Consider the following 24109-nt stretch of genomic DNA (forward strand, 5'->3'; position numbering starts at 1 on the left):
TACCAAACACGTAATGTTTCGGGTGTACAACCAATTTTAGGGGAAATCGCAGTGATTGCAGCCCAATTTGAGGGATAATCTTTTTCAGATTCTAGAACTAAGCGAACTGCTCGTTCTTTGATTTCAGGAGTATAGTTTGATTTTTTCATCGGAGTAGTTTCTCAGGAAAAGTGGTCTCCGACAAAACCGGTACGGTTCACACCTCTCTCGTCCACGCTCCAGCTCAAGAAAAGTATTACGTAAATATCCAACCTCCAAAATGAAATCCTCTTCATTTTCAACTGCAATGCACTGAGTTCCATCATGAGCTAATGGAAATACATATCGTTGCATCAACTGCAATAACTCAGCATTGTGTTCGCTATAGTAGGGAAATGTGCACACTATTAATAATACTCGGTATATTGAGCATCCTATATCGAAGGCAGCTGTTCTATAATTTTTGCTATCTGCAATACGTAAAAACATAATTAAGGCAGCTAAAGAGTCTAATCCAGCTAGTCGTTCAAGTCTCAGAAGCTCTTTCGCATATAAAAAAGAAAATAACTCTTTAGATAATCCATCTTTGTTGTATTTATACAGAACCCTTTGAATCTCCCAAGGAAAATATCTTACCCCTTCTTTGATAAGCCAATCCACGCCCTTGTATCCACGTATTGCCTCCCAAAGAATATTATTAAGCACCTCAGAAGTACCACGTAGCTGTTGTTCTACCAATTCAACTAATCGTTTATTAGGTGTATGCCGTCCAGCCGCATAGCCGGACCACTTATTGTTATGGTAAGGATCACCATACTCATTTTTCCCAAATGCCATTGGTTCAATAGCCTTCTCAACTTGATAAGACGTTTTTAATGACAACCTATATCTCACCTCGTTATACCAAAGTTTTACTCTCACAATATCTATATCATCACGCCTCTTACGACACGTCTCTCTCATATAAGTCCCTTTTTTAAATCAGAACCCTAAATTAAATTAGTCTTTGTAAATTATATAATTAAATACTATTAATAGAGTAAAGTTAATACAGATTTTGCCTTTCTAGTATAACTATCCATCCATCTATATCATATTAATAGGACAAGCTAGGACAGAGCCGGAATGCAGTACATCACTCCAGTTAGTGTAGAAACCATTGAACGTGAGCTTTTTGAACGCCATGGCCCGATGATTGCAGATGATGCATTACGAGTAGCTCTAGGCTATCGATCTACTGATGCCTTCCGAAAAGCACTTACCAGAAAAACTGTACCTATCCCAGTCTTTTCAGTTGAAAATCGTCGTGGGAAATATGCACTGGTAAAGGATGTTGCAGAGTGGTTAGTCAAACAGCGTAATGCTGCTATCACGCAACAAGAACTTTAAGAAAATAAGAATGTATCAAAACTACTGATTAACTCAGATTAAAAGCCAACAACATAAGGAGAAGTAAGCCATGACATAAAATTTTACCCAAATAAAAAACGGACCCTTTCGGATCCGTTGGTTCTATACGGTTACATATAGAGATGTGAGAATCCTAGTATCTTCCGTATAAAACCAACAGTCAAGTTTTGCGTATTTTTTACGCAAGAATTAACTCATCCCTAAAAATGGGATGAATGGCTATACATACTGGAAATACTATATGTACGCTTTTTCTTTTGATGATAAACACAATCCTCATCAATCTATTCTCAATCAAATTAATAACGCTTTTAAAGCAGAGCCGAATCTTGCCTCTACAATCCATGGTCAAAGGAAAATCTATCAAGGCTGTTATGGCCGAAGAACTGCACTTTTCCCCAGCGCAAAATCTGGAGGCTCTATTCCTACTGAAAGTCGTCTTGAATTGGCACATGCTATTTGTCTTGAGAAAAACTCACAGGTTAAATGTTTTAGATCTCAAGCTCTCAAAATCGCTCTTGGAGAAAAGGAATTCTGTTACCCAGATTTCTTAGTCCAAACAATCAACAACCAATATGAAGTTCATGAAATTAAACCCAATATCTCCAGCCTATCTGTAAATGATCTAGACAAATTTCTTAAGTTAGCAAACTTGCTACATCCTTTAGACATTACATTTCGACTGATTGATCAGAAAAGATTGCCATCGAATAAAGACCTTCAACAATTGCAGCATTGGTATCAACGAGGCCATACATGCTCTTGGACAAAATATGAAATTGGGCTCGCAACAGATGTATTGAAGCCTCATAAATTTAACCATTCCGAGCAAGTATATAAAACCCTGCAACAAGCAGACCTCGATCCCCGATTAGGTGACTACTTACTTTTTCATGAAGTAATCAAATTGATCAGCCGCAAAAATTATTATTCAGGTGAGGAGGTTTAAAATGGAAAAGCCATTATTCATCCCCCAACCAGGACTTCGATTTACTATTGCTGATCATGAACATGTATTCGAAATCACTTCATCCAATTATGGTGTAATCCGCTATGCAACAATTGCAGGAGGAAAACCATGTTCTATTTCCATGAGTACATTTGAAACACGATATAAAAATGGAGAAATTCAATGTGTCTTCGCTCCAGAAAAACTATTCATCAATCCAGACAGTTGTTCAACCATTCGTCGCAAGGAACGCTATGTACTAACTGCCCTAGCAAAATTGACAGCCCCCACTTCTATTGAACCACTACAAGAACTCATTCAAGAAGTTGCATTAGAAATTGAAGATGCCTCTCCACCATCAGCAAGAACTGTTGCACGCTGGATATTGCAATATCGATTGAGTAGTAATAGCACTCTCAGCCTAAGTGAGCAAGGTAAAGGCAACAGGACACTAAGATATCCACCTGAAGTCTATCAAATCATCAATCAAGGAATTTCAGAGATCTATCTACAACCAGAACATCGAACAAGCAAAGATGTGAGGGCATTCGTGTTAGGCAAGTTTATAGAACAAAATATTTCTCTTGAATATTTGCCTAGCCGTAGAGCCATACAGCGTACTATTGCAAAATTAGATCCATATATTGAAATGCGAGTTAAGAAAGGAAGTCGTATCGCTCGCAAATATTTTCAAGCTGCTGGTATAAGTACGCCAAGTCCCTTTGCTCTATATACCGTAGAAATAGACACCCATTATTTAGATATCATTGTCATTGATCCTGAAACTGGGCGAGCACTCGGGCGACCGTTCCTCGCTTGTGCGATTGATACATATTCACGTGCAGTTGTCGGGACTTACATCAGTATGTTTCCACCGAGTGCATTGACAACTTTAGCCTTAATCAAAGACATGATTACACGCCCTAATCAAGATCTACCAGGTGGCATTCCTTCTATTATCATTCCAGATAATGGAGTCGAATTTAAAAATAACTCATTAGCACGCGTATGTGAACAACTAAAAATTACTATCACCCCGGCGCAAATCGGGACACCAAACAATAAACCTCATATCGAACGTTTTTTTGGCACATTGACAGAAAGTATTCTGCAAAAACTTCTTGGTACAACTTTCTCTAATCCTACGGCACGAGGGGAATATGACTCATATGGTAAAGCCAGCCTTACTTTAGACAAGGTTAAAGAATACGTCGACTCCTGGATAAACACGGTTTATCAGCAAACAATACACAGTACTACTGGACGAGCACCTCTTCTTGCTTGGAATGATGCTATTGAACAGATTAAGCCCTCCTCATTAACTAAAACCGATGCTGATATTATTTGTAGAAGACCAGTTGAACGAAATATCAATCATGGGCAAGTGATTATTGATGGGCTTAGCTACTTTTCACACGCACTCACTACATTGAAAGCTGACGGCATCAAAAAAGTTACTGTACTTGTTGATGATTTAGATCTGAGCAAAGTTTATATCACACATCCAGATAAAAAGAATCTGGTCATTCAAGCAGACTCTACTCAACCTGAATACACGTATAACCTATCTCGCAGTGTTCATCTGGAAGTTCAGAAGCGTAAAAAACAGATGTCGGAATCTGATAGACAAAGGCTGGGGAAATACGTGGATCTTTATAATTTGTATCTGCTTATGAAAGATATACAAAATGATCTTGTCCGTAAAAAACCAAAACTGAAGCAACTAAAAATTGAGCTACCTAAACAGCTTACACGACTTGAGTCCGAGCTAACTTCTTATCCAAGTAACGAAGAACTCACAGCTATTCCCCAGCAACAGAATGCTCAACAACCAGCTGTAAGTTTTGGTTCGCTTAAGGTGAAAAGAAATGATAAATAATCAATCTATCTATGAACATATAAGTCAACTTAACGAAATCGTAATTACTTCTGATGAATTCATGCAGGCTTTTAATGGAATCCAACAATGTTCGGAGCGCAGTATCGCGTACAAAGAACCTATTGGAAGTATGCTTCTAGCAAAAGGTGGTCTTGGAAAAACAACACTATGTAATACGATTGTGAGCCAAATGCCACGAACCATTAAAATAGAAAAAGATCGCAAAAAAACGATTATTCCCGCATTCTATGTTGAAGTTCCTTCACCCGCTACCGTGAAGTCATTAGCAGTAACAATGTTACAGAAGCTAGGGGATCCATCGCATCACACAGGTACAACCTCCTACCTAACAGATCGGTTAGGTTATTTACTACAGCAGTGTGAAACCAAGCTTGTTTTTCTTGATGAGTTTCATCATTTATTTGAACGTAAAGCAACATCTACCCGTTTAAATATTACAGTGGGCAATTGGCTTAAGACCTTAGTCAATGAAACAGGTATAAGCTTTTGTCTCGTTGGTTTACCTGAATTTGCAGAACTCATTCAAGTTGATAGTCAAATAGCGAGGCGATTCCCTTTCCACTATCAATTAAATCCTTTGACTTTAGGTAATCAAACCTCGCCAGGAACACTTTACCCTTTTCTCAAAGAAGTCAGTCATAGGGCATCAGAAATTCAAATTTCATTTTCGCCAGATTTTGATAACTTTCTATTGAGAGTACAAATATATACAGCAACAAAAGGCTATCATGCTTATGTCATGAGCTTAATACGTGAAAGCATGGCAATTGCCTTGGCAGAAAATAGAAATACCATAACTATTAATGACTTTAGTCAGGCTTGGAACCTAGGGATTACGTCATTTATCAGTAAACAAATAACCAATCCTTTTGAAATGTCTTTATCAAGTCTAGCTAGTACTCTAAAAAAGGAGTACTCATGACATTAATTCGCAACCTTCTTATTCATCCCATTCCTTATGATGGCGAATCAGCACAGAGCTTCTTAGCTAGAATTGCTGATCTTAATAAACATTCATCTATAGAGAGATTAATTAATAAAGAACAGAACCACTTCTTAGCAAAAAACGCACCTAATTGTAGCTTAGTAGATCTTCCACGTTTTAAGTATATATTACAACTACTTAATATTGACTTAAATCATCAAAGTCTTGCTTTTGCAAAATCTGGCCCCACAAGCCGATCAGCGAAAAAATGGAGCAATATAGAACTACATGAAAATTTACTCAAATATTATCCCTATTCTTATTGCCCACAATGCATAGAAGAGCAGCCATTTTTTAAAAAAATTTGGCTTTTACAACCCTTATATGCATGTCCAATACACTCTATTTTCCTTGTCGATGAATGTTATCAATGTGGATACTCAATAATGCTTAGCTCAGGAGTGACAAAGTGCAGTCATTGCCATGCGCTATTGCAAGATGCACCTAAGATTAAATGTTCTTCGATACGAGTCATTAGATGGTTTCTTGAAATTCTTAATCATGATTCAAATGAATTCTTTAAACACTTCACTGCCTACTGGCGCTCAATACTTAGCTTTTCTAAACTTGATAACTCCATGGACATGGAAGCAGCATTAAAAATGACATATGAATATTTTAATGCTCCTAATCAATCCATTGATAGATTGAGTACACTGATCAACCAGCGTATTAAACTAGCACATCCTAGAATTCAACTACTCCCTTTTTTGAAGTACGATAGATTCTTTAGGCATTACATAGCTTTAGTAGAGGCAAAGTGTCACGTTTATACACGTAGTGATGCAAGCTGTATTATTGATATAAAAAGCGCTGAATTAAGATTGGTTTTAGGTATTGCGAAGATAACGCTCAACTATTGGATTTATCAAGACTTTCTAAAACTCGGTGAGTGCAAACATTACTATGATCCCATTCCTAGCCATCTCATTGAAGACTTTTTAACAATAAGCCAATATAAACCTTTATTACAAAAACCTCGTATGAAGAAGATTCTCTCTTCTCCTAAATCATTAGGTTTAAAAGACATTGCCCAAAATCTCGATATACACTACGAAACTGCCCGTAAATTAACAAACATGGGATGGTTCGACTTAGATCAACTTTGTAATGATGCAAAAGCTGCTAAAGGATATTCTCTTATAAAGCTAGGAAGTTTTCAAAAGGAATATATCCTTGCTTCAACACTTGCAAAGAAACTAGGCATTAATCCCACAAATCTTGTTGAAAAACTAGCAAGTATAGGAGTTTCCCCTATACATGGACCGTATATCAATGCATCCCCACTCAATATCTATCTTAAGCGCTCCGTTAATCATCTAAAGAAACATGATTTCGATGAAATAACACAATATCCTACTCGCACAGGCAGGCCTAAAAAAGGCGTTACCCCATTAGAAACAAAACAAGATTTTTTCTCATTAAATGAAGCAGCAGAACACTTAAACATTAGTCCCAATAAAGTTTCTGTTTTGATTAACAAAGGGATCACACAGAACCTCATGAATTTTTGAAAAATATTATCCAAGATATTAGCCTTGAGCTATTACTTAGAAAGAAGAATTTAAACATTCATAGTATTTCTTCACCACAAAAAACTAACTATAGGATTACAAAAGAAGATTTAATAAATGATTGGTTTACTTCTTTATTTGATAAACGTATGTCTGAAGCTCGTATTGGTTTGCGAGATCAGAAACGTGGAGGTGAATCATCTTCTGCCAAAAGTCCAGGGGAAATTGATGGATATATAACAGGTTCTGACAATACTAGAATTAGCCTTTTTGAAGCCTTTCGCTTGTTTTCAGTTGATACAACGGTGATTGAAGAGCATTTAGATAAAATTGCAGGATACGACAACGAAGCTTTAAGCCCATTATTTATTATGGCTTATTGTGATGTACCTAGCTTTGAATCGCTCTCTGATGGATACAAGACATTAATCAATAGGAAAGAATATGTTTCTTTTTCTAAACCAAAAATTCATGAAATTAATGTTCTCGAAGATAACGACCAGTTATGGATTGCTAAAGAAACAAGATTTAGAAAAAGTAAAGAAATTATATTTTATCATTTCCTGCTTAATCTGAGATTTACGTCGTAGAGAGTTTCATCATTTCAAAAATTGACAGAGGTTGTGTCGTTCTATCAAAAAAATGACAGAGATTGTGTCGCTGAACTTTGTCATCATGTGTCGCAAGGCTTTCTAAATTATTGAAGTTCCTAATCTAGAAATGACAAATAATGTGTCGCATGACGCCGTCGTCAAGCGACACATTGTTTGTCATAAAAAACCGCCATTCATGGCGGTTTCTTTTATCTAAATAATTAAAACTGATTCACAACCGTAACGCCAGCCACTTCAAATTTATCCATATTCATAAGTGCAGCAATCGATTGCTTTAAATTAATGGTTCGTCCAATTAACTTATGCGGTTGTAATTTCCCACTTGCAATCATTGTAAACATAGCATCGTAGCGATGGGTTTGCATGCCGTGACTACCATAAATTTCTAACTCATTGGCAATCACTTTAGCCATCGGTATTTTAGGGGTTGAATGATCGCCAAGCATTAAACCTACTTGAATGTGCTTGCCACGTTTACGTAAACTATCTATTGAATTAAAACATGTCATTGGATTGCCTAACGCATCTAAAGACACATGTGCACCACCTTTGGTAATTTCACGAATCGCTTCTGCAATATTAGGTGTTTGTGCAGCATTTAACGTGGCAACCGCGCCTAAATTTTTAGCCAAGGCCAAAACATCATCAGAAATATCAATTGCAATCACATTCGCGCCAATGGCATTGGCAATCATAATGGCCGACAAACCCACACCACCACAACCGTGAATTGCCACCCACTGACCCGCAGACGTTTTAGCCTGATCGACCACTGCTCGAAAAGACGTTACAAACCGACAACCTAGGCTTGCGGCAGTGGTGAAATCAATATTTTCTGGCAATTGCACTAAATTTAAATCTGCCTGATCAATTGCCACATATTCTGCAAAAGATCCCCAATGGGTAAACCCTGGCTGAAATTGATTATCACAAACTTGCTGATTTCCCGAATGACATTCAGAGCAATGACCACAGCCGGAAACAAATGGCACAGTGACCCGATCCCCCACTTTCCAATTCTGAACTTGCGCACCAATTGCCTCGACAACGCCAGAAAATTCATGCCCCGGCACATGTGGCAGCTGAATATCAGGATCGTGCCCTTTCCAGCCATGCCAATCGCTTCTGCAAACGCCAGTTGCCATAACTTTAATCACTACGCCATGTTGGGTTGGTGTTGGGTCTTGCACATGCATTAATTGAGGTGCAGTCGAAAAAGATTCATAAACAATAGCTTTCATATATAATCATTAAAATGGATCATTTCATCATTATGAATCTTTTATTAGAAATTATGATTCAATCTTAATCCAATTTTGAAAACATTCCTTCACAACGCATATTTAACATTTAATTCTGAAATTTTCTTTCACTATGAAAAAACTTGATAAAACCGATCTATCCATTCTGAATACTTTGCAAAAAGATGGTCGCATTTCCAATACAAAATTAGCCGAGCAACTTTCGTTAAGTGAAGCATCTTGTTGGAGAAAGCAAAAAAATTTAGAAGAAAACACAATTATAGAAGGCTATCAAGCCATCTTAAATCGAAAAAAACTAGGATTAGGTGTGATGGCGTTTGTGCAAATTGTCTGCTCGCAACACGATGAGAAAAGCACCAAAGCCTTTGAATTTATTATTCAGTCCAGTCCGAATGTTTTAAGCTGTCACAATATCACCGGTGAAACAGACTTTTTATTACAAGTCGTTGCCAAAGATTTGGATGATTACAGTCGCTTTATTGAAAAGGTGTTGCGTAAATTACCCGGCGTCATCAATATCAGTTCGAGTATTTCGTTAAGAGAGCTTAAGACCACACATGGTCTGCCCTTAGATTTACTTTAATATGCGATGTTTCATATCAGTAAGGTTGCAAATTCAGCAATATTTTTAAAGGATAGAAGCAAAATCGGCAGCATTAGCAATCATTAAAATACATCAATGAAGATGAAGAAACCCTCACCTCAATTCAATCCGACAGCAACGTGAAAAAGTCACTGCCCGATGAATTGTGCGTGAATCAAATTCAAAAATTCTATTTATTTTTTATCGTGTTTCATTTCGCTCATGTCCATCTGCTGCATTTCAGACGCAGACATGCCCGCGTGATTCATGTTGGACATATCCATTGGCATGGATGCTTCTTTGTCCCCAGTCGAACGCCATTGTTTTGAATATTGCTCAATTTCTTTATTGTCAGAGCTTACGCAATAAAAGAGCAATCCAAGAAACCCAATTCCAAAAGCAATTACAATTGCGAGCCACATCCAACTTTTATTTTTAGTTGGTTTTTGATTTACAGCCATAAAAAACTCCTATTAAAAAAACAGACTGGCAAAATAAACTGACATGCCAAAAAAAAGATCATCACACAATAAATTTCTATCGGCGATTAAAGCTTAAAAAATAGAATAAAAACTCAAAGGTCATATTCCAAATGATGCGCGCAAATTATACGACTACACGGCTTAGGATGATAGCCATCTACCGATAAAGTAACATTTCAATATTGTACTCAATGGTAAAATTTAACTACGCCGTTGCATGAATACTCCATTTCGCAAATACACATTCAGAAAAAACTGCGCATTTTTTTAACTCTGCATTCTGCTGCGTTTTCACGTAAAATGGCGAACATATTGTTTTAGGAATTTGAGAATGCCACCATTTGTATTGGTCGATGGGTCTTATTTTTTATTTCGCGCCTACCATGCGATTCCCCCACTGACCACCTCGACAGGCTTAAATACCAATGCGGTACGTGGCGCAATCTCTGCCATTCAAAAATTAATGCGTCGCATACAGCCTACGCATATGGCGGTCATTTTCGATACGCCTGAACCGACATTTCGCCATGCCCTTTCGCCCATTTACAAAGGCGACCGCCCAAGCATGCCCGAAGAACTCTCCCAACAAATCCCCTATCTGCATGCACTCATTCGCGCATTGGGCATTCCGTTATATATGCTACCCGGCGCCGAAGCCGACGATATTATTGGTACATTAACCCATCGTGCGGTGGCTGAAGGGCATAATGTGCTTATTTCAACCGGCGATAAAGACATGGCACAATTGGTTACCGAAAAAGTGACCTTAGAAGACAGCTTCAAAGAGCGTGTTTTAGATGTTGATGGTGTCATTGAAAAATTTGGCGTCCGTCCAGACCAAATTGTCGACTATTTAACCTTAATGGGCGATGCGTCTGACGGCATTATGGGCGTACCAGGTGTGGGTGCAAAAACCGCGGCAAAACTGCTAAATGAATACGGCTGCATTGGTGGTATTTTAGAAAATGTCGATAAAATTAAAGGTCGCGTTGGTCAAAATTTAAAAGACAATGTTGAAGGCATTACCCTAGACCATCAATTGGCAAGTATTGTATGTAATTTAGAATTAGCGCTAGATTGGCACGACTTAAAACTGGGCAATGCCAATGTGGAGCAGCTGCGCGCGTTATATACCGAACTTGAGTTTAGAAATCAGCTGCAATCGTTAGATCATCCGCATAATCCAGACAACCAAGCCTACAAACAAACGCCAACCATCGCTCCAACCGCGAATGCACCTGTAAGCGCAATTGAAGATCATGCACAGCAAACCAGTCAAGACGATCAACTCGGTGAAGCCATTTATCACACCGTTTTAACAGATGCCGATTGGCAACAGTTACTCGAACGTATGCAGCAGTCAAAACGCTTTGCCATTGATACTGAAACCACCAGTTTGGATTATCGTCATGCAGAAATGGTGGGGTTTTCCATTGCGTTCGATGGCAAAGATGCCTATTACGTACCGCTCGCACACGATTATGAAAATGCACCGCAACAGCAAAATCGTGACCATGTTTTGGCGCAGATTAAACCGATTTTAGAAGATGCCAACATTCAAAAAATTGGTCATCATTTAAAATACGATGCACACATTTTTAAAAATCATGGGATCGAGTTAAAAGGTTGGTTCTTTGACACTATGTTGGCCTCTTACATTTTAAATGCCACAGCCACCCGCCACGGCATGGACGATGTCGCTCGATTATATTTAAGCCACCTGACCACCACCTTCGAACAAATTGCTGGTAAAGGGGCTAAACAAAAAACCTTTAACCAAATTGAATTAGATGTGGCTGCGCATTATGCCGCAGAAGATGCCCATGTTACCTATCGTTTATTTGAAGTGTTGTCTGAAAAGCTGTCGCATAGCCCTGAATTGGTGAATATGCTGCACAATATCGAAATGCCTGTGGCTGAAGTGCTGACCCACATGGAAGAAAACGGTATTTTGCTCAATCCCGAATTTTTATCGCAATTGAGTGATGAATTTGCCAAGACTATGCAAGGTTTAGAAGACCAAGCGGTCGCACTGGCCGGTCAGGCATTTAATATCGCCTCACCCAAACAAGTTGGCGAAATTTTATTTGATAAACTGGCAATTAAAGGCGGCAAAAAAACAGCGACAGGTCAATACAGCACCAGTGAAAGTGTACTTGAAAAAATTGAGCATCCGATTGCACAAACCATTTTAGAACACCGTAGCTTAGCGAAACTCAAAAGCACCTACACCGACCGCTTGGTTGAACAAGCCAGTAAAGAAACGTTGCGGGTGCACACCAGTTACCACCAAGCCGTGACGGCAACCGGTCGCTTATCATCATCCGACCCGAACCTTCAAAATATTCCCATTCGTGGTGAAATTGGTCGCCAAATTCGTAAAGCCTTTATTGCACCCGAAGGGCGTATTTTATTGGCTGCCGATTATTCACAAATCGAACTTCGCTTAATGGCGCATTTTTCTCAAGATGAGGCATTATTGAATGCCTTCCAAAATGGTCAAGATGTCCACCGTAGAACGGCAGCCGAAGTATTGGGCATCGCTCTTGATGACGTCACGAATGACCAACGTCGCCAAGCGAAAGCGGTGAATTTCGGATTACTTTATGGCATGTCGGAATTTGGTTTGATTCGTCAATTGGGCTTCACCCGTGAAGAATCGCAAAATTATATTAAGCAATATTTCCATCGTTATCCGGGCGTATACGAATATATGCAGCGCACACGCCAAATTGCCTCTGAACAAGGTTTTGTGGAAACCGTGCTGGGGCGTCGTTTATATACGCCAGATATTCACGCCAAAAATATGATGGTGCGTAAAGCGGCTGAGCGCGCGGCAATTAATGCGCCATTGCAAGGCAGTGCCGCCGATATTATTAAACTTGCCATGATTCAAGTGCAAAAAATACTGCCGCAGCAACACGCCAAACTGCTGTTACAAGTTCACGATGAATTGGTGTTTGAAGTCGATGAGGAACATGCGGCGGCGCTTGCCCCTAAAATTGCCGATGCCATGCAATCGGTGCTTGAAATTTCCGTGCCACTGATTGTGGATATTGGACAAGGTCAAAACTGGGATGAAGCGCATTAAAATCGCTGGTAACCCATAAAAAAGGCAGTCCGTGAGTGGACTGCCTTTTTTGTGTAGCAAGTTTAAATCAGCTCGATAATATCAATGGTTGGAGGAACACGAAATCGAAACGGAACACCGACCATGCCTGTGCCCACCGTAACAAATACATCGGCATGCTCATGCTGATACAAGCCGTGTTTGTGCCCTAAAATGGATACGCGTTTCATCATATAAGAAGTTAGCCACGGCAACTCCACCTGCCCGCCATGAGTATGACCAGACAACATTAACGGTCGTGTCGCCAACGGCGGAATCATATCTACCGTATCGGGGTTATGCGATAAAATTACCCAAGGTTTGTCCTGTGGTAACTGCGGCAAAACACGCATATCGGTTTTTCCCGCCCATAAATCGCCTACGCCAATCAGGCGAAATTCGTCAAATTCAACAATTTTCCCTTCAATATCCATCACCTGATTTTGCGCTAACGCATCTTGTAATAAGGTTTGAATGGGCGGACCGGGATATTGTTCATCGTGATTGCCATTTACCGAATAAACCGGTGCTTGAATTTGTTTTAATATCGCTAGCTCTTCGGCTAATCGGTTTTCAGGTTCATAGGTCCAATCCCCTGCAACCGCCACAATATCGGGTTGCTCACGATTAATTTTCGCTACAATTTTTTTAAGTTGCTGTTCACGTCCAGAAAAAAGCCCTATATGTAAATCTGCAATTAAGGCAATTTTAAACGGTTGATGAAAACTGCGTTCGGGACACAATTGATATTGTAAGGTCTGCACGCGAATATGCTGCGGTTCGATAAAACGTGCATAAATCAGCACAGCACACAACGACGCAATAAAAATGCTTTCGTGCAGACTAAACTCACCCTGCCAACCTTGAAAGATGGAAAAAATGAGCAGTGGAAATAATAAATACGACAGATAAAAAAACAATAAATGCACAAAGGATTTAAACGGATGAATAGTTTCTGTTCTTGACTGACTTTTCCACGCCTGTACAATTCCCCCAATTGCCATGGTAATAAAAATGATATAGAAAATTGAAACAATTGAATTAAAATTCGACATAGTACTTCTCAAAATTTGGGGGTCATTTTGCAACTGCTGTCAGCATTACCACTTGGTGATTATATTAAATTGAGATTTTATGGCAAAACATCAACATTCATGGAAACGCCTTGATCGGAAAAGCATTTTTCCACTCTGTGGCGTAATTGCACTCGCACTAAACTTAAGTGCATGTAATACTTTGCCAAAATTTCAGCCTCAACCACTTGTGCATGCCAGCGATATCAACACCTCTCAGACGCATCTTGCAAAACTTATCGAACCGCTTGAAACCGCCAACCCGAATTTAACAGGGTATCATGTTTTATATGACCCGCTTGAAGCGATTTCCGCACGTCTCGATTTAATTAACAAAGCCGAAAAAACCTTAGACCTGCAATATTACATTTGGGATAACGACAACATTGGCGCATTGGCTTTGCACAATATTATTCAAGCCGCCGATCGTGGGGTTAAAGTACGTTTACTGATCGATGATAACAATGCGAAAAAAATGGAAGGTATTTTTTTAGCGCTTGATCAGCATCAGAATATCCAAGTCAAACTCTATAATCCATATCGCTTTCGTAATTTTAGAGCCATGGATATGTTGCTGGATTTAAAACGAATTAACCGCCGCATGCATAACAAAAGCTTTATTGTCGATCATCAAGTGGCGTTAATTGGCGGTCGCAACATGAGCAACCAATATTATAATGCCAGCAATAATTATCAATTTTCAGATATCGATGTATTGCTTGTGGGTCAGGCCGTGAACGATATTTCCACTTCCTTCGATGATTATTGGAACGATCGTTATGCTTATCCGGTGAGGCAAATTGTCAATTCACAACGGCATCAATTGCGCTATGCAAGTTTAAAACAGCAACTCGATGCGCATTATAAAAAAATTACCGTACAAAATTATTTGAATTTGGCCAATCATTCACGCGATTTTGACACATGGCTGAATAAAAGCATTGAATTCGACTGGGTCAAAGCTGTGGTTGTAAAAGATTCTCCGAATAAAATTCGCGATCAAGCCACCGCGCCAGAATATTTAAATACTCAGCTCAGTCAGTATGTTGAAAAGCCACAACATAACTTAGATATTATTTCAGCGTATTTTGTACCAGAAAAAAATGGCACCAAAATGCTTTCTGATTTGGCCAAAAAAGGCGTAGAGGTTCGCGTCTTAACCAACTCGTTTAAAGCCAACGATGTTTGGTTGGTGCATGCGTTTTATTCAAAATATCGCCCAGAACTGTTACAAAGCGGGGTAAAATTATATGAATTTTTACCCACGCTCGACAATTTGGCGTTGAATCCTGAAACACCAAAAATTGCCAAAGAAACCAAACTCAGTTTAAAAGGCTTAAGCCGTTCAAGTTTACATGCCAAAATGATGACGATTGATGACAAACAAGTCTTTATTGGTTCATTTAATTTAGACCCACGCTCGGCACGACTGAATACCGAAATTGGTGTGCTGCTGAATAGCCCAAGTCTTGCCTCGGCCATTCATACCACCATGAACAACGATTTGAGCAAATACAGTTATCAACTGCAACTGTCGCCACAACAAAATATTCAATGGTTACGCACCACGCCGCCACCAGAGCAAATTTATAATAAAGAACCGAAAATGAAATGGTGGCAAAAAGCCGGTTTACAGTTTATTTCGTGGTTACCGATTGAAGGCATGATGTAACACTGAGCATTGAATCAGCGAAGGCTTAATGCTCTACGCCGATTCATGAAAGTTTGAAATATTATGATTGATGCATTAAACCGCTAAAATATTCTGATGTAACGCTTGCAAGCCTTTTTGCATGTTCTCTTGCACTTCTTTGGTTAATACTTCAAGCGTTTTGCCAGTCACATCAATCCGCGGTAAAAACATCAAATGTGCGGTCACTTTGGGCATTTCAAGCACACGCTTGACATGGTCGGTAAAAGAAATATCCCCAAAGTAGGGCGCAACGTGGTCAAGTTCACCCTGCTGGTTCACATAGGCAATTAAGGCAATTTGGACCGGACGTTGTGCTTCAATGGCCGCGCCCAACAAACGCCCATGAATACGCTTAATATAAGTTCCATCTGAGGTGGTCGCTTCTGGAAAAAATAAAACCGGAATGCCTTGAGTTAAAAATTTAGCAATTTCTTCACGAATCCGCAGGGAATCGCCAGAACCGCGTTTAATAAACAAGGTACCGCCGCCTTTAGCCAATTTACCTAACAACGGCCATTGTTCAATTTCGGCTTTGGCCAAAAAGAACACTCTTGCCCCCGAACCAAGCACCGGAATATCCAACCACGACACATGATTACTCACCCATAATGCCGGATCTCGCTGTGCGGCATCACCATGGATTTGAACCTCAATATTAAACACTTTACATAAACGGCGGCAAAACCATTGCACATAACGGGTGTTTTCAGGGGCATTGGGTTGTTTGTAAAGCTGATGACGATAGACCACATAAAACCCTTCACTCACTGCCGAAACACTATTGCCTAATTTTTTGGCAAAGTGAAATACACGTGCAAGTCCTTTCTTTTGCTGTTCTACCGGCTGAGCGAGTTGTTGAGTCATATTTTGTTCTGAACACTAAGCTAAATATTAGCTCATTATAAAGCGATACATTTATTGTGCAAAAAAAGTTGCAATATTCATTCAAATAACCGAAGATAACGATAATGATTTTCAATTGTATTTAAATTGCAAAATTATCTATGCTGAATGAATCAGCAATAATCATTTAAGGAGAGCGCTATGAACTTTGTAGTGAATCCAGTTATCGTAAAACAACATATTAAACCTATGTTACACACCCTAAAATGGATTGTGGGTTGGAGCATTTTCTATTCTGGTGCTTTTGTATTCTTCGATCACTACTTAATGCATTTTATGTGACCCTAACCATTTCATTTCAAACCTTATAGCTCCCATTTTGTTTAAAAGATACCGCTCATTCTCATGCAAAGCTCGCCTCATATCACAGATTTAACTACAATAGCAGTTAAATACCTGAGGTGAGTACGAGCGAATTGGTTTCTATTGAACAACATCAAGGGGGTGAAAACACCCTATTAGTCAATGTGTCGGTACAGTTGCTGGATGATCTTGATGCTGAAGAATTTCAATTGCTTGCAAAATCTGCCGGCGCCAACATTCAAGAGATTATTCCTGCTCAGCGCATAAAACCCGATCCAAAATTTTTTATTGGTTCAGGTAAAGCGGAAGAAATTGCATTGCGCGTTGAAGAACTTGAAATTGAACTGGTTATTTTTAACCATGCACTCTCGCCTGCACAAAAACGAAATTTAGAAAAAATTTTAAAATGTCGTGTCATTGACCGCACCGGTCTTATTCTGGATATTTTTGCTCAGCGCGCGCGTACTCACGAAGGCAAACTACAAGTTGAATTGGCGCAGCTTGAATATTTATCGACTCGATTGGTCGGTGGATGGACCAACTTGAGCCGTCAAAAAGGCGGTATTGGCTTGCGTGGGCCGGGTGAATCGCAACTTGAAACAGATCGTCGTTTACTGCGCGTGCGCATGGGGCAACTAAAAACTAAGCTTGAAAAAGTACGTCAAACGCGGATTCAAGGTCGCGCGGCACGTAAAAAGGCAGATATTCCCACGGTATCGTTGGTGGGATATACCAATGCGGGTAAATCAAGCTTATTTAATATTTTAGCCCGCAGCGATGTTTATGCAGCAGACCAATTGTTTGCAACTTTAGACCCGACCTTACGCCGGCTTAATTGGGATGGTATTGGCACCTTGGTTTTGGCCGATACGGTTGGTTTTGTGCGCAATTTATCTCACTCTTTAGTCGAATCTTTTAAAGCCACTTTAGAAGAAACCCTTGAAGCGACACTGTTGTTACACGTGATTGATAGCAGTAGCCCAGACATGCTAGAGCAAATTGATGCCGTTGAAAAAGTGCTCAATGAAATTGGTGTAGATGTGCCCATTTTAAGAGTCTATAACAAAATTGATTGTAGTGGCGAGGCAGATAAAATCATTTATGCAGCGCCCGATGTGCCCGATCGCGTCTATGTTTCAGCGCATACAGGACAAGGCCTGCCGCTATTACGCCAAGCCGTTCAAGAAAGTTTAATGGGTCAAATTCAGTCATTTACACTGCAATTAAAACCCATTTACGGCAAGCTGCGCACACAACTTTATAATTTGAATGTGATTCAATCGGAACAATATGACGATGAAGGCAATTTAGTTTTAGAAATTATGATTGCCCCACACAAGCTTAAAGAAATCATCCAAAAGTTAAATTTATCCTTAGATGAAATTTTAGGTGAACGCGCCAGTCAGTTCAAACGCCCACTAGAGCCGTTTGAAATTTAAGCCGATATGGAGTAAAACTGAACAGGATTAGATTAAATACAATATCTCTGTGAAGTGATACATGAATGGAATAACTAAAATAGATTGGCAAGCCTGGATTGGCAACATTAGCTTAATTATTATTTTTAGAGAAGCTGCTCTTTGGGTCATGACCAAACTGCAGTTTCCCGAATTGGGAAATTTGGTCGGCTTAATTTCCTTACTTTTATGTATGCTGATTTGGCGAAAATTCAAACCGATTTCGCTACGCCTTGTCGATACCAACAATAAAATTATGCGCGAAAGTGCTTTTGCCTTTTTACCGGTCTGTGCAGGTTCATTGCTAACTTTAGTCCATATGGGTAAGGAAATTCCATTGTTTTTATTCATTTTATGCGTCAGCACCCTTATTCCATTATGGGTCTATGCCAAAATGTCTAAGCACTGGCTATAACAAGGAGCAATATCGTGTTACTTATCATTGAATCCTTTTTCATCACTTTTATTTGCTACTTCATTGCCAAACGCCTGAGCCGTTATTTTTCTCGTGTACCGGTATTGGTGCTTGGAATGTTTTGTGTGATTGCCATGCTTACACTGGTCAGACTGCCTTATGATGCATATTCACAAGGCACGCACGATATTTTTGGGCGCTTATTGGGCTATGTGACAGTGGCCTTAGCCATTCCTTTGGCGACCATGCGCTATGACGATTTACCGTTAAAATCACTCTCAGGCATTTTATGTTTTGCAAGCCTCAGTGCGGTGGTGCTACCAGTCAGTTTGGCCTATGTTTTACATATGGCGCATCCAACCATTTTGGCTTTTACCACCCGTGCAGTCACCACACCGATTGCCATTAATATTGCAAATTTAGTCGGCTCGCCGGTCAGTTTGGTCATCTTAATTGTGATTTTATCGGGCTTAATCGGTGCAAGCTTCTCATCGCTAATTTTAAAAAATATTCACGATGAACGTGCGTCAGGCTTAGCTTTAGGGCTTGCAGCGCATGCCATTGGCACGGTTCAAGCATGGCAACGCGGCCCTGTGGCAGGACGTTATGCCGCATTTGGCATGGCTGTAAATGGCGTGTTTACCGCCATTTGGCTGCCCTTGGCATTTCATTTATTGCAATAGCTGACATATACATGATCTGTATGCATATGTAATTCAAAAGAATACTATAACGAGGATAAAAAAAATGAAATCTAAAATACTCTTCAGCCTTTTTGTTTTGATCTTGGGTGGTAACAGCGCTGTTTATGCTGCAGATATTCAAGGGGTTTGGAAAAATATCGATGATAAAACCGGTTCAGCCAAAGCCCTGATTCAAATTAGCCAAACGGCAAGCGGTGTGTACAGCGGAAAAATTGTAAAAATCACCCCGCGCCCCGACTATACGCCCAAAGAAACGTGTGTCAATTGTCCTGCACCCTTTACCAATAAGCCGATTTTAGGTTTAGAAATTATTCAAAACCTTCAAGATGTTGGCAATAATTCATTCGATTATGGCAAAGTCTTAGACCCACTTACGGGGAAAATCTATACCGTTAAAGCACGTTTAAGCCCAAATGGAAAAATATTATTCCTTCGCGGATATTTAGGCATTTCTGCTTTAGGCCGCAGCCAAACATGGATTCGAGATTAAGCATTAAATTGTAAGATTACGTTGTTGCATGCTCACTATAAAATATAAACCAAAAGTTTATTTTAACTGCAAAAACGTAAATTGGATTGCAGATTACATAAAGATTGCTGCAATGTTTGTTTAAGTAGAGATCTGCATAATCAATAAAACATGGGCGGCTGCTTACCATCAAACTCAGCAGCTCAATCTCAGTTTCATGACTGAGCTAAAAACTGTGCATGAAATTGAATATGCGCTTCGATGAAACTTGCAATAAAGTAATAGCTATGATCGTATCCTTCTCGCATGTTCAGCGTGATCGGATAGTTTTTCTCTTGGCAGGCCTTTGCTAAAAGTTCAGGTTTAAGCTGTTCTGCTAAGAAGGTATCTTCTGTGCCTTGATCGACCAGAATAGGCAAACGCATCGAACTGGCTTGAATCAACTGCACCGCATCGTACTCGGCCCACAGCGCTTGGTCTTCGCCCAAATAAGCAGTGAAGGCTTTTTGGCCCCAAGGCACTTGGGTTGGTGCAACAATCGGTGAAAATGCAGAAATGCTCTTGTAGATATCTGGATTTCTTAAACCAATCACTAATGCACCATGTCCACCCGCACTATGCCCCATAATGCTTTGCACTTTATTGGTCGGGAAGTTTTGGTCAACTAAGTTGCGTAGTTCATCCACAATATAATCATACATTTTATAATGGTCTGACCACGGCTGCTGCGTTGCATTGACATAAAAGCCTGCACCTTGGCCTAAGTCATAGGCAGCATCGTCCGCAATGTTATCGCCTCTCGGGCTAGTATCGGGTGCAACAATAATAACTTGGTGCTCGGCTGCATATTTTTGCGCACCAGCTTTGGTAATAAAGTTTTGTTCGTTACAGGTTAAGCCCGACAGCCAATACACAACAGGTAATTTTTGATGGTCTTGATGCGGTGGAATATAAATTGAAAACTTCATGTCGCACTGAAGTACGTTTGAATGGTGTTGATAGACTTCTTGCCGACCGCCAAATGAAGCATGTCGTTCTTGTCTTTGCATGAATAAATACCCCAATCAAGTCAATAAATTATGTTGTCTAAAGCGCATTAAAATATATCGTTTTTTCGCGCTATTGTGAATGATTTACCACGGTATTTATGCTGGCAGGTGCAACGGTACTTGGCTCTGGAAACAGATGTTTTTCCAGCTGCGGAAGCATTAATTCCATATTTTTACCCAAAGACCACTGCGGTTCAGAAGGCTCAAAGCCTTGCGCATTTTCCCATTTTGCAACCGTGCTTTGTGCTTCAGTAAAGGCATCATGCAAGCTCGATTTTTCACGCATGGCCTGATCGAAGAAGGCTCGACCAAAATAGGTATAATCGGCTTCGCTGTTACAACCAAAAGATGAGCGATCGGCTGCCGATGCAGTAATCACCAAAGTATTATCCGACTGCAATGCAGAAACAAAACTGCCAGAATAACATGCTGAAATCACAATCACACGCCAACGAATGCCCGATTTATCTAAGGCCTCACGCAGCCATTTTGGATCGACTTGTTTTAAATCAATCGGTGCATTTTCTAATTCAAAATGGTTCGGCTCGCCATGCGATGTCATATATAAAAATAGCACATCACTTTCTTTATTCATTTGCTGTGCAATGCGATTTAATGCCATTTGAATGCTGGTTTTCGAAGCAATCGGTAACGTGGTGCGTGTATCTGGATTATTCACCAACGCAATCGAACGACCAAAAGTTCCAAAACGTGTATCAAATTGCGACTTAATCCGTTGTATTTCAGAACTAAATACCGAATCGTAACTGTCACCGGCCACACCTAGAAAATACCAATGAGTTTCGGAAAAATCGCCAAATTGGACTTGTTCTAAGGCTTTGGTTAATAAGTTGGGCTGGGCATAAAAAGCATCTTCAGCAAGAGTTGGCGCAACATCGTCCACTTTCCAAATCGGTTCATTTTTTACCGACATTTGCCAAACCACCAAAGTACAAATGGTGGCAAACATAATTAATGCGCGCTCCCACCACGGCCATTTCAGCTCACGCGAGAACACCCAAATAACTGCCAAACTTTGCCAAACAAACAGCACCATAAATAAGTTAGGCAAAATGTTATAGATGCTGTCTGGCAAGAAATCTAAATAACCCTGATTACCAAGGTACTGCAAAATACTTTGAATGAATAATATATTGGCGTCTAAAACCAACCACAATAAAGCGGGAACGAGCATTAACCGTGGATTATTGGTTCGCTGAGATAAAAAGATCCCAACAATTAAGGCAATAAACGGCCACAGCGCATAACTGACTAACCCCTGAGAATTAAAATGCCCGACCTGCCCTGCAACTAACCAACTAAATAAGGTATTAACGCCTGCGGCAATCGCCCCCCAAAAAATCAGCTGAAAGATAGAGGGATGCACAATTTGCAAGGAGCGTCTTGAACCTAAAAACAACCACAAACCAGCGTTTTGGTTACTTTTCAGGTCATGCCAAAAATTAATGGACGGTTTCAGGTCTATCATAAAGGGTCTGCTAATGCGCGAATGGGCTCTTTGCTGGTCTTAGTGTAAACTTGCATTTTTATTTCGCAATGTGATTTTAATCTCATATGCAAAATTTATGTAACTTTGCGGCATAAATCGACTTAATGCAATTCTTGATGATTAAAATAACCATCAAAACGACAGGCATCGCCTAGCCATTGATGCTGTGGAGCAGCATTATTTAGATAAACGGCATGTCTTGGACGCTTAACAATCACTTTTTTGGTAATCGCTTTTGCCAACTCTAGTAAATGATCGCCCAAATCCATTTCTCCATGTTCTGGCAATAACATGTGCAATAACTGCATTTGTTTTTTCACCTGCGCCTGTTTTTTAATTGCATTTTGGTTTTGGTCACGTTGCGGAAACATCGGGTCTAAATAGACCACATCAAAATCTGTTTGTTGCTGCTGCAAATGCTGTAAATATTGTGCTGAATCGGCATGAATTAAATGAATATTGGCCACAATGGGCGCCAAATAGGTATCTTGCATGGCACGGCGATGATTGTCTTCCAATAATGCAAATAACACAGGATGGCGCTCGACTAGCGTAACATTTGCCCCAAAGCGCGCCATCAACAAGGTGTCGTGTCCTAAGCCTGCAGTTGCATCCAACAGTTTTGGTTTTTCATTGCACTGACACGCCCGAGCCAACATTTCGGTTTTTAAAGTGGCGCGTTTTAAACGTGGAATTTCGGCCAACCAATTCGGTTGCATTTTCATGCCTTGGGCACTCAGACTCAAGCCTTCTTGGTCTAAAACTAACGCCATCTCGGGGTTTAATCGTAAAAATTTGGCATTAATTTTTTCAGTCATTACCGGCTGAATGGTTACATTCAGCTCGGCTAATCGCGATTGAAGCGCAGCCACTTGTGCTTCACATTCAGGCAGATACCAACATTGAAAATGCATTACCAATGTACCCAACCTGTCCACCAAGTGATTAAAATTAAGAGACCAAAAATAATTCGATAATAAGCAAATACGCTAAAGTCGTGACGCGATACGTAGCGAATTAAGGCACGAATCACCAATAAAGCCGAAATAAATGCCACAATAATGCCCACACCGAGCACTTCATAATCGTGACCAGTTAATTGGTGGCGCATCTTAAATAAGTCTAATAGCCCCGCCCCCATTAAAACCGGAATCCCTAAAAAGAATGAGAATTCAGCGGCAGCTTTACGTGAAACACCCAGAAATAACGAACCGATAATGGTTGAACCTGAACGTGATGTACCCGGAATAAGTGCCAAACATTGAATTAAACCAATTAGGCTGGCTTGTTTAAAACTTAAATTTTCAACTTCATTACAGGTGGTTGTATGCGCTCGGCGCTCGGCCCATAGAATAATAAAACCACCGACAATTAAAGCCAATGCCACTGTCACTGCATTAAATAAATAAGCTTTTACCGTTTCACCGATGGTCAAACCAATGATCATAATGGGAATAGTGGCAACAATTAAATTTAAACTTAAACGGCGGCCTTGTGCATCGCCTGTTAAGGCACCAATCAATGCACCCCAAAGTTTGCCCCAATATTCATAAATCACCGCTGCAATTGCACCAATCTGCACAGCAACTGCAAACATATCGCGTTTTTCAGGTGTCCAAAAATCGAGTAATTGACCGGCTAGAATTAAATGTCCTGTACTTGAAATCGGAAGAAATTCTGTAATCCCTTCTACAAGCCCCATAATGGCGGCTTTAAACAGTAAAATTAAATCCATAGAGATTCCTA

23 protein-coding genes and 1 pseudogene are annotated in these 24109 nt (G+C 40.0%); 14 read left to right on the top strand and 10 right to left on the bottom strand.

The genetic code is table 11. The features are described from left to right. Both I2F62_RS09315 and I2F62_RS09320 read right to left on the bottom strand, forming a co-directional pair. A pseudogene (locus tag I2F62_RS09315) lies at window positions 1-149 on the bottom strand (IS3 family transposase); the annotation flags it as partial. Further along, window positions 124-861, bottom strand: a complete 738-nt coding sequence (locus I2F62_RS09320) for a hypothetical protein (RefSeq protein ID WP_324626743.1) — start codon at window positions 859-861, stop codon at window positions 124-126. The gene I2F62_RS09320 and the pseudogene I2F62_RS09315, both read right to left, overlap by 26 nt. A 243-nt stretch (window positions 862-1104) precedes the next feature. Here I2F62_RS09320 and I2F62_RS09325 point away from each other — a divergent pair, with 243 nt between their 5' ends. The 6 genes from I2F62_RS09325 to I2F62_RS09350 all read left to right on the top strand — a co-directional run bounded on the left by I2F62_RS09325 (window position 1105) and on the right by I2F62_RS09350 (window position 7327). Beyond that, entirely contained in the window at window positions 1105-1368 is a 264-nt protein-coding gene (locus I2F62_RS09325) for a hypothetical protein (RefSeq protein ID WP_324626744.1), read from the top strand. Between the two features lie 262 nt (window positions 1369-1630). Continuing rightward, a complete protein-coding gene (locus tag I2F62_RS09330) occupies window positions 1631-2338 on the top strand; it encodes a hypothetical protein (RefSeq protein WP_324626745.1) in 708 nt (235 codons plus the stop codon). A gap of 1 nt (window position 2339) precedes the next feature. Further along, window positions 2340-4217, top strand: coding sequence for a Mu transposase C-terminal domain-containing protein (locus tag I2F62_RS09335; RefSeq protein WP_324626746.1), 1878 nt, complete (start codon window positions 2340-2342; stop codon window positions 4215-4217). Beyond that, window positions 4207-5160 (top strand): TniB family NTP-binding protein, encoded by a 954-nt coding sequence (locus I2F62_RS09340; RefSeq protein ID WP_324626747.1) that lies wholly within the window; start codon window positions 4207-4209, stop codon window positions 5158-5160. Before I2F62_RS09335 ends, I2F62_RS09340 begins: the two co-directional genes overlap by 11 nt. Next, window positions 5157-6737 (top strand): TniQ family protein, encoded by a 1581-nt coding sequence (locus I2F62_RS09345; protein WP_324626748.1) that lies wholly within the window; start codon window positions 5157-5159, stop codon window positions 6735-6737. The genes I2F62_RS09340 and I2F62_RS09345 overlap by 4 nt, the downstream gene beginning before the upstream one ends. Beyond that, on the top strand, window positions 6734-7327 hold the full coding sequence (locus I2F62_RS09350) for a hypothetical protein (RefSeq protein WP_324626749.1): 594 nt from the start codon (window positions 6734-6736) through the stop codon (window positions 7325-7327). Before I2F62_RS09345 ends, I2F62_RS09350 begins: the two co-directional genes overlap by 4 nt. A gap of 224 nt (window positions 7328-7551) precedes the next feature. On the opposite strand, the gene I2F62_RS09355 is transcribed toward I2F62_RS09350, so the two are convergent. After that, the gene (locus I2F62_RS09355) at window positions 7552-8592 is read right to left on the bottom strand and encodes a zinc-dependent alcohol dehydrogenase family protein (protein WP_324626750.1); all 1041 of its coding nucleotides are present in this window, start codon (window positions 8590-8592) and stop codon (window positions 7552-7554) included. Between the two features lie 133 nt (window positions 8593-8725). Between I2F62_RS09355 and I2F62_RS09360 the strand changes: the two genes are divergently transcribed. After that, window positions 8726-9196, top strand: a complete 471-nt coding sequence (locus tag I2F62_RS09360; protein WP_324626751.1) for an Lrp/AsnC family transcriptional regulator — start codon at window positions 8726-8728, stop codon at window positions 9194-9196. A 194-nt stretch (window positions 9197-9390) separates the two neighbouring features. Here I2F62_RS09360 and I2F62_RS09365 read toward each other — a convergent pair whose 3' ends face one another. Further along, window positions 9391-9657: a hypothetical protein gene (locus tag I2F62_RS09365; RefSeq protein ID WP_324626752.1), complete on the bottom strand. Its 267-nt coding sequence runs from the start codon at window positions 9655-9657 to the stop codon at window positions 9391-9393. 352 nt (window positions 9658-10009) lie between these two features. Between I2F62_RS09365 and polA the strand changes: the two genes are divergently transcribed. Next, a complete protein-coding gene (gene polA, locus I2F62_RS09370; protein WP_324626753.1) occupies window positions 10010-12769 on the top strand; it encodes a DNA polymerase I in 2760 nt (919 codons plus the stop codon). Between the two features lie 62 nt (window positions 12770-12831). On the opposite strand, the gene I2F62_RS09375 is transcribed toward polA, so the two are convergent. Further along, window positions 12832-13842 (bottom strand): metallophosphoesterase, encoded by a 1011-nt coding sequence (locus tag I2F62_RS09375; RefSeq protein ID WP_324626754.1) that lies wholly within the window; start codon window positions 13840-13842, stop codon window positions 12832-12834. A 79-nt stretch (window positions 13843-13921) separates the two neighbouring features. Here I2F62_RS09375 and I2F62_RS09380 point away from each other — a divergent pair, with 79 nt between their 5' ends. Beyond that, window positions 13922-15532: a phospholipase D family protein gene (locus tag I2F62_RS09380; RefSeq protein WP_324626755.1), complete on the top strand. Its 1611-nt coding sequence runs from the start codon at window positions 13922-13924 to the stop codon at window positions 15530-15532. 75 nt (window positions 15533-15607) lie between these two features. Here the strand turns inward: I2F62_RS09380 and I2F62_RS09385 are convergent, their stop codons facing one another. Then, window positions 15608-16417 carry a lysophospholipid acyltransferase family protein gene (locus I2F62_RS09385; protein WP_324626756.1) on the bottom strand — a complete coding sequence of 270 codons (810 nt, stop codon included), beginning with the start codon at window positions 16415-16417 and terminating at the stop codon, window positions 15608-15610. A 180-nt stretch (window positions 16418-16597) separates the two neighbouring features. Between I2F62_RS09385 and I2F62_RS09390 the strand changes: the two genes are divergently transcribed. From I2F62_RS09390 to I2F62_RS09410, 5 genes are all read left to right on the top strand, one after another. After that, window positions 16598-16738, top strand: a complete 141-nt coding sequence (locus I2F62_RS09390) for a hypothetical protein (RefSeq protein WP_324626757.1) — start codon at window positions 16598-16600, stop codon at window positions 16736-16738. A 134-nt stretch (window positions 16739-16872) separates the two neighbouring features. Then, entirely contained in the window at window positions 16873-18198 is a 1326-nt protein-coding gene (gene hflX, locus I2F62_RS09395; protein WP_324626788.1) for a ribosome rescue GTPase HflX, read from the top strand. Window positions 18199-18259: 61 nt separating this feature from the next. Beyond that, window positions 18260-18631 carry a hypothetical protein gene (locus I2F62_RS09400; protein ID WP_324626758.1) on the top strand — a complete coding sequence of 124 codons (372 nt, stop codon included), beginning with the start codon at window positions 18260-18262 and terminating at the stop codon, window positions 18629-18631. Window positions 18632-18645: 14 nt separating this feature from the next. Then, the gene (locus tag I2F62_RS09405; protein WP_324626759.1) at window positions 18646-19314 is read left to right on the top strand and encodes an LrgB family protein; all 669 of its coding nucleotides are present in this window, start codon (window positions 18646-18648) and stop codon (window positions 19312-19314) included. 64 nt (window positions 19315-19378) lie between these two features. After that, the gene (locus I2F62_RS09410) at window positions 19379-19825 is read left to right on the top strand and encodes a DUF2147 domain-containing protein (protein WP_324626760.1); all 447 of its coding nucleotides are present in this window, start codon (window positions 19379-19381) and stop codon (window positions 19823-19825) included. A gap of 194 nt (window positions 19826-20019) precedes the next feature. Here the strand turns inward: I2F62_RS09410 and fghA are convergent, their stop codons facing one another. The 4 genes from fghA to I2F62_RS09430 form a co-directional block, all read right to left on the bottom strand. Beyond that, entirely contained in the window at window positions 20020-20853 is an 834-nt protein-coding gene (fghA, locus tag I2F62_RS09415; protein ID WP_324626761.1) for an S-formylglutathione hydrolase, read from the bottom strand. Window positions 20854-20923: 70 nt separating this feature from the next. After that, on the bottom strand, window positions 20924-22342 hold the full coding sequence (locus I2F62_RS09420) for a C13 family peptidase (protein WP_324626762.1): 1419 nt from the start codon (window positions 22340-22342) through the stop codon (window positions 20924-20926). Window positions 22343-22464: 122 nt separating this feature from the next. Next, window positions 22465-23277: a class I SAM-dependent methyltransferase gene (locus I2F62_RS09425; RefSeq protein WP_324626763.1), complete on the bottom strand. Its 813-nt coding sequence runs from the start codon at window positions 23275-23277 to the stop codon at window positions 22465-22467. After that, a complete protein-coding gene (locus I2F62_RS09430; RefSeq protein WP_324626764.1) occupies window positions 23277-24098 on the bottom strand; it encodes an undecaprenyl-diphosphate phosphatase in 822 nt (273 codons plus the stop codon). The genes I2F62_RS09425 and I2F62_RS09430 overlap by 1 nt, the downstream gene beginning before the upstream one ends. Window positions 24099-24109: the final 11 nt, after the last annotated feature.

Origin of the sequence: Acinetobacter sp. MD2(2019) (assembly GCF_035615615.1) — a bacterium.
Lineage (GTDB): Bacteria > Pseudomonadota > Gammaproteobacteria > Pseudomonadales > Moraxellaceae > Acinetobacter.